At 32.6% G+C, this 11,785-nt stretch carries 12 protein-coding genes; 3 read left to right on the plus strand and 9 right to left on the minus strand.

Features of this window, described 5'->3' with window-relative positions; all coding sequences use genetic code 11:
• Window positions 1-10 precede the first annotated feature (10 nt).
• From ligA to rpsF, 5 genes are all read right to left on the minus strand, one after another.
• Window positions 11-2,017 (minus strand): NAD-dependent DNA ligase LigA, encoded by a 2,007-nt coding sequence (ligA, locus tag AAGV33_RS08305; RefSeq protein WP_373391595.1) that lies wholly within the window; start codon window positions 2,015-2,017, stop codon window positions 11-13.
• Window positions 2,018-2,092: 75 nt separating this feature from the next.
• Window positions 2,093-2,566 carry a DUF6495 family protein gene (locus AAGV33_RS08310; protein ID WP_373391507.1) on the minus strand — a complete coding sequence of 158 codons (474 nt, stop codon included), beginning with the start codon at window positions 2,564-2,566 and terminating at the stop codon, window positions 2,093-2,095.
• 140 nt (window positions 2,567-2,706) lie between these two features.
• Window positions 2,707-3,150 carry a 50S ribosomal protein L9 gene (rplI, locus tag AAGV33_RS08315; RefSeq protein ID WP_373391508.1) on the minus strand — a complete coding sequence of 148 codons (444 nt, stop codon included), beginning with the start codon at window positions 3,148-3,150 and terminating at the stop codon, window positions 2,707-2,709.
• Between the two features lie 66 nt (window positions 3,151-3,216).
• Complete coding sequence (gene rpsR, locus AAGV33_RS08320) at window positions 3,217-3,513, minus strand: 30S ribosomal protein S18 (protein ID WP_007138295.1); 297 nt, start codon at window positions 3,511-3,513, stop codon at window positions 3,217-3,219.
• A gap of 5 nt (window positions 3,514-3,518) precedes the next feature.
• Entirely contained in the window at window positions 3,519-3,860 is a 342-nt protein-coding gene (gene rpsF / locus AAGV33_RS08325; protein ID WP_072944700.1) for a 30S ribosomal protein S6, read from the minus strand.
• Window positions 3,861-4,027: 167 nt separating this feature from the next.
• Here rpsF and AAGV33_RS08330 point away from each other — a divergent pair, with 167 nt between their 5' ends.
• Window positions 4,028-4,723 (plus strand): LytR/AlgR family response regulator transcription factor, encoded by a 696-nt coding sequence (locus tag AAGV33_RS08330; protein ID WP_373391509.1) that lies wholly within the window; start codon window positions 4,028-4,030, stop codon window positions 4,721-4,723.
• A gap of 6 nt (window positions 4,724-4,729) precedes the next feature.
• Here AAGV33_RS08330 and priA read toward each other — a convergent pair whose 3' ends face one another.
• From priA to nadC, 3 genes are read right to left on the minus strand one after another with little or no spacing between them, the layout of a single operon-like run.
• Complete coding sequence (gene priA, locus AAGV33_RS08335; protein ID WP_373391510.1) at window positions 4,730-7,183, minus strand: replication restart helicase PriA; 2,454 nt, start codon at window positions 7,181-7,183, stop codon at window positions 4,730-4,732.
• Window positions 7,184-7,228: 45 nt separating this feature from the next.
• A complete protein-coding gene (locus AAGV33_RS08340) occupies window positions 7,229-8,158 on the minus strand; it encodes a YihY/virulence factor BrkB family protein (protein WP_373391511.1) in 930 nt (309 codons plus the stop codon).
• Window positions 8,159-8,181: 23 nt separating this feature from the next.
• The gene (gene nadC, locus AAGV33_RS08345) at window positions 8,182-9,042 is read right to left on the minus strand and encodes a carboxylating nicotinate-nucleotide diphosphorylase (protein ID WP_373391512.1); all 861 of its coding nucleotides are present in this window, start codon (window positions 9,040-9,042) and stop codon (window positions 8,182-8,184) included.
• Between the two features lie 157 nt (window positions 9,043-9,199).
• Here nadC and AAGV33_RS08350 point away from each other — a divergent pair, with 157 nt between their 5' ends.
• Window positions 9,200-9,655: a hypothetical protein gene (locus AAGV33_RS08350; protein WP_373391513.1), complete on the plus strand. Its 456-nt coding sequence runs from the start codon at window positions 9,200-9,202 to the stop codon at window positions 9,653-9,655.
• Here AAGV33_RS08350 and AAGV33_RS08355 read toward each other — a convergent pair whose 3' ends face one another.
• Window positions 9,656-10,450: an AraC family transcriptional regulator gene (locus AAGV33_RS08355; protein ID WP_373391514.1), complete on the minus strand. Its 795-nt coding sequence runs from the start codon at window positions 10,448-10,450 to the stop codon at window positions 9,656-9,658.
• 99 nt (window positions 10,451-10,549) lie between these two features.
• Between AAGV33_RS08355 and AAGV33_RS08360 the strand changes: the two genes are divergently transcribed.
• On the plus strand, window positions 10,550-11,758 hold the full coding sequence (locus AAGV33_RS08360) for an MFS transporter (RefSeq protein ID WP_373391515.1): 1,209 nt from the start codon (window positions 10,550-10,552) through the stop codon (window positions 11,756-11,758).
• Window positions 11,759-11,785: the final 27 nt, after the last annotated feature.

Here is an 11,785-nt window from a genome sequence, read left to right on the forward strand (position 1 = left end):
ACATTGTACATTAACTGGAAAGTATCATATCCATAAACTCCGTTTCCGAAACAATAGGAATATTCAATTTATTGGCTTTGTCGAGTTTAGCAGGCCCCATATTATCACCGGCCACCACATAATCGGTTTTAGAAGAAATAGAACTCCCTACCTTTCCACCATTGTCTTCTATAGCTTTTTTTAATTCATCTCTCGAAAACTGAGCAAAAACTCCCGAAACCACAAAGGTTTTCCCTTCTAATTTATTAGTAGCATTCGGATTTATTTTTTCAACAATTTCAAATTGAACACCATAATTTTTTAAACGTTCAATTATGATTTTATTTTCTTCATTTTCAAAAAAATCAACAACACTCTTTGCAATTCGTTCTCCAATTTCATCTACCAGAACTAAATCCATCAAAGTAGCTTTGCTCAAAGCATCAATATTTTTATAATGCTTCGCCAATTTTTTAGCCACCGTTTCCCCTACATAACGAATTCCTAACGCATAAAGTACACTCTCAAAAGGAATACTAGTCGATTTTTTAACTCCGTTAACCAAATTCTCAGCCGATTTCTGAGCCATTCTTTCCAAAGGCAAAATATGAGCTACTGTCAATTCGTATAAATCAGCATAATTTTGAACCAATCCATTATTAAATAGCAAAGCCACCGTTTCCCCTCCTAAACCTTCAATATCCATTGCTTTTCTCGAAATATAATGCTGAATTCTTCCAATAATTTGCGGTGGACATCCATAAAAATTTGGACAATAATGATTGGCTTCTCCTTCATTTCGAACTAATTCCGTTTGACATTCAGGACAATGTGTAATGTATTCTGTTGGTACAGAATATTCAGGACGTTTAGTTAAATCAACTGCAATAATTTTTGGAATAATTTCTCCTCCTTTTTCAACAAAAACAGTATCTCCAACACGAATATCTAATTTTTTAATTTGATCAGCATTATGCAAAGAAGCACGTTTTACAATGGTTCCTGCCAACTGAACTGCTTTTAAATTGGCCACAGGCGTTATAGAACCCGTTCTTCCTACCTGATACGAAATGGATTCTAACTGAGTAGACACTTGTTCCGATTTGAATTTATACGCCATTGCCCAACGCGGGGATTTCGCCGTATAACCTAATTCTTCCTGGTAATGTAAATTATTTACTTTCACTACAACACCATCAGTCTCATAAGGCAATTGATGACGATGCGTGTCCCAATGATCTATAAAATCAAAAACCTCTTGTAAATTATTAGTCACTTTAGCTTCTCCAGGCACTTTGAAACCCCAATTTCTCGCAGCAATCAAACCATCAAATTGAGAAGTAAAAGGAAGTTTTTCGCCCGCAACAAAATACAACAAACATTCCAATGGTCGTTTAGCAACTTCAGTACTGTCTTGTAATTTCAAACTACCCGAAGCGGTATTTCTAGGATTCGAATAAGGTGTTTCACCAATTTCAATCAACTCCTGATTCATTTTTTCGAAACCAGCAAAAGGCAAAATAATTTCGCCACGAATATCAAATTTTTCAGGATAATTATCTCCTTTTAAACTCAAAGGAATCGAACGAATGGTTTTAATATTATTCGTCACATCATCTCCCTGAAAACCATCTCCACGAGTTACGGCACGAACTAATTTTCCGTTTTCATAAGTAATACTAATCGATGCACCATCGTATTTTAATTCGCAAGTATATTGCAAATCAACATTCCCCAAAACTTTTTGAATTCGAACTTCCCAATCCAATAAATCTTCTTTAGAATAGGAATTATCTAAGGAATACATGCGCTGTCTATGTGCTACCGTTTGAAAATTTTTAGTGATTGTCCCTCCTACTCTTTGTGTTGGAGAATTGGCATCAAAATATTCTGGATGCGCATTTTCTAAATCTTGAAGCTGTTTTAATTTTACATCAAACTCATAATCAGATATTTTTGCATCATCTAATACATAATAATTGTAATTATGAAGATTGAGTTCTTCTCTTAAATTTTGAATTGTATTTAGCACATCCATATAAAAAAAATTGGTCATTTTAGTTTCTGTAAACAGCGCACTAAAATAACCAATTTAAAAGAAAAAACATTCAATTTATGATTCTATAATTGAATTTATTTGTTGGAATAATTGTCCATCACTTAAAAAAGCCCCTTGCTGAATTAATGAAAAAATTGATACATTTCGTTCTTCGGTAAATACTTTTTTACCTACTTTCATTTCTATTGTTTCGGTAAACATATTATCACTCAACCACTGCAATCCGTCTTTGGTCAAGAAATCAATTTCCGGAACTAAGGATTTTAAAACAATCGATTTTACTTCGGTTTCAAAACATTGGAAAAGAAAAATATGATTTTTAGAAAAATGCTCTAAATATTCTGCTTTAGCCAAAACACCTTCCCATATCAAATCAGAAAAAACATCTAGCTCCTGTTCTGCTACTTCTGGTTTTTCTACTTTTATTTTATCCCATTCTGCTTTATCAATAGATTGAGTTGCTAAAAAGTTAGTGAATTCCGGATGCAATTCTTCAAATTGCTCTTTTGTAAGTCTTGTGTATTTCATTTATACTGAACTTGTTTCAGTATCTATTTTGTAAGATACAATATTAATATGCAACAGAATCTGAAATAAATTCAGATTAAAAAAAAATCCCGATCTCGTTTTTGGAACGAGACGGGATTTAAAATATAATTCTTTAGAAATTATGCTTTTTCAGCAACAATTTCATAAGGTAAATCAACGATAACATCTCTGTGTAATCTTACAGTAGCTGAATATTTTCCAGTACGTTTAACGATTCCAGAAGTTACAAATTTTCTATCGATAGTTTGACCTGCTTTTTCTAAAGCTGCAACGATGTCAATATTTGTGATTGAACCAAATAATTTTTCACCACCTGCTTTTGCAGAAATTTTAATCTCAAGTGCTTTTAAAGCTTCAGCTAATGCTTTTGCATCAGCAACGATTTTAGCTTCTTTGTGCGCTCTTTGTTTTAAGTTTTCAGCTAATACTTTCTTTGCAGAAGAAGTAGCTAATTGAGCAAATCCTTGTGGGATTAAGTAATTACGACCGTATCCGTTTTTTACAGTTACTACATCATCTTTAAAACCTAAATTCTGAACGTCTTGTTTTAAAATCAATTCCATGTTGTTGTCCTTTGTTATAGAAGTTAGTCTCGTTGCATTACAACGAGACAACAACTTTTATTTATATTATTTTAATAAATCGGCCACGTATGGCATTAAAGCTAAGTGACGTGCTCTTTTTACAGCTACAGAAACTTTTCTTTGGTATTTTAATGAAGTACCTGTTAAACGACGAGGAAGAATTTTTCCTTGCTCATTTACAAATTTCAACAAGAAATCAGCATCTTTATAATCGATGTATTTGATTCCTGATTTTTTGAAACGACAATACTTTTTAGTTTTGTTAGTTTCTATATTTAAAGGAGTAAGATATCTGATATCTCCGTCTTTTTTTCCTGAAGCAGATTGTTGTAATGTTGCCATGATAATTAAGCTTTTTGAGATTTAAGTTTTGCTCTTCTTCTTTCAGCCCAAGAGATAGCATGTTTGTCAAGACTTACAGTTAAGAAACGCATAACTCTTTCGTCACGTCTAAATTCAGTTTCAAAAGCAATTAAAACTTCTCCTGATACTTTGAATTCGAACAAATGGTAAAAACCACTTTTCTTGTTTTGGATTTCGTAAGCCATCTTTTTAAGACCCCAGTCTTCTTTAGATACCATTTCTGCTCCTCTACTAGTAAGAAAATCTTCAAATTTGCTTACTGTTTCCTTTACCTGAACATCAGATAAAACGGGATTTAAAATGAAAACAGTTTCATAATGATTCATAAAAAATTTATTTATTTGTTAAATTGGCTGCAAAAGTAAACTTTTAATTCGAATAAAAAAACAAAAACAAACTTTATTCGTTGTACTACAAAAAAAGCCGATAAAGATTAGCATTTGTAAATAAATTACAATACTTTTACTTAGCCAAATCTTAAAATTTAAAAATTATGAAACTTAATTGTGTCGTAGTAGATGATAGTTCGATACAACGGATTATCATCGCAAAGTTAGTAAATAATCACCCAAATCTACATTTAATTGGTGATTTTTCCAATGCAATTGAAGCAAAAAGTTGCATGTCGGTGCATACTGTAGATTTAATATTTCTCGATATAGAAATGCCTGTAATTAGTGGATTTGATTTTTTAGACGGACTAAAAACAAAACCTCAAATTATCTTTATTACTTCTAAAGCGGAATATGCACTTAAAGCATTTGATTACGACGCCACTGATTATCTACAGAAACCTATAGCTGTAGACCGATTTAGCGCATCAGTAAAAAGAGCTATTGATTTGCACTTGCTTAAACAAGACACTAAGGAAGAAGAAGGAGAACACATTTTTATCAAAAGTAATTTGAAAAAACTGAAAGTGTACACTTCAAAAATCAAATGGATTGAAGCTTTTGGAGATTACGTAAGAGTAGTTACCGAAGACGATAGCAACTTGGTTCTTTCTACGATGAAATCTTTTGAAAACGATTTATCAAAAAAGAAATTTGTACGAGTTCACAAATCCTACATTATTAATATAGATAAGGTAGAACGCTTCAATAGTAAGTTTGCTGAAATTGGTACAACTAAAATTCCTTTAAGCCGAAACAAAAAAGAAGATTTAATAAAAGCTTTATCTTATGCATAAAACTACTTAATAAAAATCAACATTTAGCGCTACTTTTATCGCTCTATATTGCACCACATTATCAAAACTATTCAATATTTTTTGGATAGTTTTTTTTGTTCCTATAACCGAGACATTATGAGGAATTTTAATCATTATAGTTCTAATATACTCATTTCTGATTCTATTAATCCCAGGTTCTTCAGGACCTAAAACTGGAATCCCCAAATGCTGACTTAAAACCTGATACAACCACAAAGAACCTTCTTTTAGTTTTTCAAAATCACGATGTTTCAACGTTAGTTTTATAATCCTAAAATAAGGTGGATATTTATAAATTTGACGGTCATACAACTGCTCTTTATACATTCCCTCATAATCATTATTAGTGACCTGTTGAATGATGTTATGCTCTGGATTATAGGTTTGAATAATTACTTTTCCTTGTTTTTCTGATCTACCAGCACGTCCCGCCACTTGAGTCATGGTTTGAAAACTTCTTTCGAAAGCCCTAAAATCTGGATGATACAGCATATTATCAGCATTCATGATTCCAACCAGACTCACATTATCAAAATCCAATCCTTTGGCAAGCATTTGCGTTCCTACCATAATATCGATTTCACGATTCTTAAAACTATCGATAATTTTTTCGAAACCAAATTTCCCCCGAGTCGTATCCTGATCCATTCGACCAATTTTTCGCTCTGGAAACAATTGCGTTAATTCCTGCTGAATTTGTTCGGTTCCAAAACCTTTGGTCGTTAAATCAATACTAGAACAACTATGGCAATTAGTAGGTTTAGCAATCGAATAACCGCAATAATGACATCGAAGTTGGCTTTTATGTTTGTGATAGGTCAAACTCACGTCGCATTGTTGGCATTGCGGCACGTGACCGCAAGTCATACATTCTAATAATGGCGAATAACCTCTTCTATTTTGAAATAAAATCACCTGTTCTCCTAAACTTAAAGCCGTAGTAATTCCATCAATCAAAACATCACTAAAATGTCCCGTCATTCGTTTACGGAAATACTTGTCTTTTAAATCTACCAATTCAATTTCGGGCATCATTACATTTCCATAACGCGCTTTAATTTCGACCAAACCATATTTATCTACAGTCGTATTATAATAAGATTCAATACTTGGCGTAGCCGAACCCAGCAAAACTTTAGCCTTAAAAAAACTGGCTAAAACTATCGAAGCATCACGCGCATGATACCTTGGTGCAGGATCTACTTGCTTAAAAGTCTGTTCGTGTTCTTCATCAACAATAATGAAACCTAAATTGGAAAAGGGCAAAAACAAAGCCGACCTTGCTCCTATTACAATTTGCGCTTTTTCTGAATTTTGCAATACCTGATTCCAAACTTCCACACGCTCATTATTACTGTATTTCGAATGAAAAACAGCAACTTTATTTCCAAAATGTGCTTGCAATCGGGTTACTAATTGAGTGGTCAATGCAATTTCTGGCAACAAATACAAAACCTGTTTTTCTGTTGCCAGAAATTCTTCAATCAGTTTAATATAAATTTCGGTTTTTCCACTCGAAGTCACTCCGTGTAAAAGACAAACTTCTTTTTCCAGAAAACTAGTATTGATTTCTTCAAAAGCTTTTTGTTGCGCCGGACTTAATTGTAATTGATTCGAATTAGAGTCTCCTGTAAAATTGACACGATCTTGCTGCAACAAATAATCTTCGAAAATTTCTTTATCAATCAAGGCTTTTACCACCGCTGAAGTAGCATTCGAAGTTTCTACTAATTTCTTAACCGAAATTGGTTTTTTCTTTTCAGTTGCACTTAATTGAAAATAAGTCAAAACGATTTCTTTTTGTTTATTGGCATTTTTTAAAACCTCCAACAAATCATTCAATCCCTGACTGGACTCGTATTTAGAATGCAGGCGAATGTATCTCACCAATTTAGGTTTATAACTTTCCTGCATTTCGTCTTGGAGAACCAAGACATTTTTATCAATTAGTTTTTGAATAATTGGAAAAACATTTTTCTTATTCAAAATCCCAATAATATCTTGTAATTTTAAAGACGATTGTTGTTGCAGCGCCTGATAAATCAAAAACTCATCATCCGTAAGTTGACTTTCGTCTACAAAACCACCTATTTTTTGTGTAATCAAAGTTTCATTTTCCAATAGCAAAGCACTTGGCAAAGCACCGCGATAGACATCGCCAATGGCGCACATATAATAATCTGCAATCCAGTGCCAATGTTTAATTTGATTTTCGGTTACTATTGGTTTTTCATCAAGAATTTGATGAATTTCTTTGGCTTCGTATAAAGTAGGTTTATCCTGGTGTAAATTGATTGCTAAAGCGGTGTAAATTTTACTTTTCCCAAATGGAACCGCCACTCGCATTCCTTTTTGAATATAATTATATTCAGCTTCAGAAACACTATAAGTGAATGTTTTAGCAAGAGCCAACGGTAAAATTACTTCAACAAAATACATTTATGATACTTATTCTTTTTAATACTAAATCTTGGTTTACAGTATTTATAAACTGATTTTTTCTCGTTTTTTCACTTTATTAATCACTTCATTGAGTTCAAAACCCAGCAACAAAATCATGCAGTTAATCCAGATATAAAACATAACAATCAGTAAAGTTCCTATAGAACCATACAATTCATTGTATTTTGAAAATTGAATTACCCAAACTCCAAAAAAATACGAACTAATAATGGTTAAAATGGTAGTAAATACAGAACCTATAGAAATAAAAGATCGGGTTTCCTGATTTTTTGTTCCAAATTTAAAAAGCACTGATGTTGTAGTCAAAATCATTAAAATTAAAAATACATAACGCGCCATAACCATAAACGGTATCTTATCGTTAAAAAAATCACGAGCATTGAGCTGCTGAATAAAAACTTCAAAAACAACGATAATTGCTACGGTAATAATCAATAAAAAAGCTAAAAATAACGACAAACCAATTGCTACAAAATATTGGTTAAAAAAACCTCTTTTAACCAGTACGTGTTTAGAATTTTCAAAACCGCCCAAAATAGCATTTAATCCATTTGCCATCAAAAAGACAGATAATAAAAACCCTGATGACAACAATCCAGAATGACTATTATGTAAAATATCGTTGATGATGTTTTTTACAGCATAAAAAGTATTTGGAGGAACCCCATCGGCAACAAATTTCAGGAAATCATCCTGAAAACCTTCAATTGGAATATACGGAATAAGGTTTAAAACAAATAACGCAAAAGGAAACAAAGCCATAAAAAAACTGAACGCAATAGCCCCAGCACGATTTGACAAAGCCCCTTCGGCAATACCAATGACGTACAATTCTATTAAATCATACAAAGGCAATCCACTAAGCCATCTCAGTTTTATGCTTTTGGACCATCTAACAAAATTTCGCAATAAAGGAATCTTATTAAGTTTTTGTTCAATTTCTGCTGACATTCATTTTCTTTTTAATAGAACAATTAGTCTATTGCTTTTAAACTTAAATCCATATTATAAATTGAATGCGTCAAAGCTCCCGAAGAGATATAATTTACACCACATTCAGCATAATGACGGATAGTATCTTCATTGATATTTCCTGATGATTCCGTTAAACTCGCATCACCAATAAAAGCGACCGCTTCTCTAGTCATATCATAATCAAAATTATCTAACAAAATTCTATATACTCCACCTGCAGCCACGATTTCTTTTACTTCATCCAAATCTCTTGCTTCAACAATAATTTTTAAATCGCGATTGGTTTCTTTTAAATATTCTTTGGTTTTGGCTATAGCCAATGCAATTCCGCCAGCAAAATCAATGTGATTGTCTTTCAACATCACCATATCATACAATGCAAAACGGTGATTCTCTCCTCCTCCTATTTTCACAGCCCATTTTTCGGCTACACGAAAACCTGGAGTCGTTTTACGAGTATCTAAAATTTTAGTATTTGTTCCTTCCAATAATTGCACATAACTATTCGTTTTAGTAGCAATAGCCGACATGCGTTGCATCGAATTCAAAACCATACGTTCTGCCTTTAAAATAGACTGAGAACTTCCCGAAACATGAAAAACTACATCTCCAAATTTTACCGGAGCTCCATCTTCTATAAAAGTTTCAATTTTTAAATTAGAATCCACATAATTGAAAATCATTTTTGCAAATGCAACACCTGCAATTATTCCATTATCTTTTACTAAAAGTTTTGCTTTTCCCTGAGCCCTTGCTGGAATACAAGCGAGTGAACTGTGATCTCCATCTCCTACATCTTCCCTGATGGCATTTGCAATTAATAGTTCTAACTCGTTTTGAAATTGTGCTTCGCTAATCATTTTTACTAGAAATTTATATGTTGCTAAAGTAGGACATATTTTGTGGAATAGAAAATTTGTTTCCAAATCACTTAAAATTATTCTAAAGTAATTCTGTCAAAGATTTATGTTTTACATTTGAAAAAATAATTCAATTTTATCAACAAATACAATTATAATGTCTGAAACAACATCTGAAAACAATAAAATAATCGAATTGGTCTCTCAATACATCGATTTGAGTGTAACACCTTTCAATAAACCCGAAAGAACCGTTGTAAAAGTGGATAAGCGCGATCCAATGTACGGAGGAAACGGAATTGTTTTTTTACTACAAATGTTTGACGAAGGCGAATTAACAAACAATCGAATTGGTGCTTATATGGTTTTCTTCAACAAAGGCGACGAAGCGGGTTTTCATACTCATGGAACCCGAAATGAAGAAGAACTTTATATCGTGATGCACGGTGAAGGTGAATATTCGGAAATGACAAAAAAAGAAGGTATTATTCGAAAAAAAACAATCAAAAAAGGAAGTATTACTGCTATGAGTGGCGAAGGTTTTCATTCGCTAATTAACACCACTGATGAAGTTTTAATTGTTTTTGTAATTACCACAAACAACCCAAAATAATTAATCATTACTTTCTAAAATATAATTTGAAGGCGTTTTACCTAAATGTTTTTTAAACATAAAAATAAAGGCGCTCGTGGTTTCATAACCTAAATCGAAAGCTATTTCTTTGATAGATTGTTTTTCGCCTAATCTTTTTATGGCTTCTAATAATTTTAATCGAATGCGCCAATCACTAAAATTCATTCCTAATTCTTTGATGAACAAACGCGATAAAGTTCGGCTACTCATACATGAAATTTCAGCATAATAATCAATGGTATATTTACTGGCAACATCGTTCAGTAAAAGCTGTACCACATTTTTCAACCGAAGATGATTGGTTGTAGGCAAAAAAGTAGCACTGGGTTGAATTAAAGCCAATTCATCTAAAAAAACATCCATAATTCTTCTTTGGGAAACGCTAATCACTTCATTTTTTTCAAAAGAAATGATTTTAAAAAGTAACTGTTTCAAAAACACCGAAATATCAAAGGAAAAACTAGCTGTAGGCAATCCATCTGTAAAAGAAGGATCAATAAAAACGCTATACAAATTCACATCTTTTTGAAACGAAACTTCATGTTCCATTCCGCCTGGAATCCAAAGTCCTTGCAATGGATTTACCACCCAAATTTGATCGTCTACCACTACATTCATCACGCCGCTGGTGGCATAAATTAATTGTGCTCTGGGATGCGCATGTGATAAGCAAACAGCATTGGTAACCATTTCACTATACCCTAAAACAGGAAAATCTGGATTGATTTGGAATCCAAAGTCCACTACTTGATATGTCTGATTATCATTATTCATTGTCCAAATATAGCAATTCCGACAACAACTTTTATTAGCATCTTTGTAAAAAATAATACAGCTGTTATTTTAAAGACCATTAAAATTAAAAAACAACTCATGGAAAACGTTAAAACACATCCTGAAATAGTACAAAAAACAATCTATTCGATACTTTTTACAATTAGCTTTTCTCATTTTATTAATGATTTATTACAAGCCGTAATTCCTTCGGTTTATCCGTTATTCAAAGAGAAATTCAATCTTAGTTTTGCTCAAATTGGTTTAATTACCTTAACATACCAACTTACGGCATCCATTTTACAGCCTTTTGTGGGTATGTACACTGATAAGAATTCGAAACCGTATTCTTTAATGATAGGAATGAGTTTTACCTTAACAGGTTTATTCTTTGTTTCTATAGCAACTAGTTTTTACTATCTGTTAATTGCAGTTGCGTTAATTGGAATTGGTTCTTCAATTTTTCATCCAGAATCCTCCCGTGTAGCTCATTTGGCTTCGGGTGGCAAAAAAGGATTAGCACAATCTATTTTTCAATTAGGTGGTAATGCAGGAAGTGCGATTGGCCCATTATTAGCGGCTTTAATTGTAATTCCGTTTGGACAATTTTATATTATTTGGTTTTGTGCTATTGCATTAATCGGCATTTTAGTTTTGTATAAAATCGCCATTTGGTACAGCGATCAAATGGTATTAAAGCAACAAAATAAGATTGCTCCAGAAAAAATAACTACGCAACATTTATCAAAAAACAGAATTATATTCTCTTTAATAATCTTGCTTGTTTTAATCTTTTCAAAGTATTTTTATTTGACCAGTATTACTAGTTATTACACTTTTTTCTTAATTGATAAATTCCATGTATCTATCCAGCAATCTCAATTTTATTTGTTTGCCTTTTTAGGTGCGGTAGCAGCTGGAACCTTGATTGGTGGACCATTAGGTGATAAATTTGGAAGAAAATATGTGATTTGGATTTCTATTTTAGGCGCAGCTCCTTTTACCCTTTTATTGCCTTATGTTTCCTTATTTTGGGTTGGAATTTTATCCATTATCATTGGATTAATCATTTCTTCTGCTTTCTCGGCAATTCTGGTTTACGCCACCGAATTATTACCCGGAAAAGTAGGTTTAGTAGCGGGATTATTCTTTGGATTTGCATTTGGAATGGGCGGTTTGGGTTCGGCAATTTTAGGAAAATTAGCGGATGACACCAGTATTACTTACGTTTTTACGGTTTGTGCTTTTCTCCCTTTAATAGGAATCATAACGGGTTTCTTGCCTAATATTGAAGGTAAAAAATCTTAATTATTAAATATTAAAACGAATAAAACT

The organism is Flavobacterium magnesitis (assembly GCF_041729735.1).
GTDB classification, from domain to species: Bacteria; Bacteroidota; Bacteroidia; order Flavobacteriales; family Flavobacteriaceae; genus Flavobacterium; species Flavobacterium magnesitis.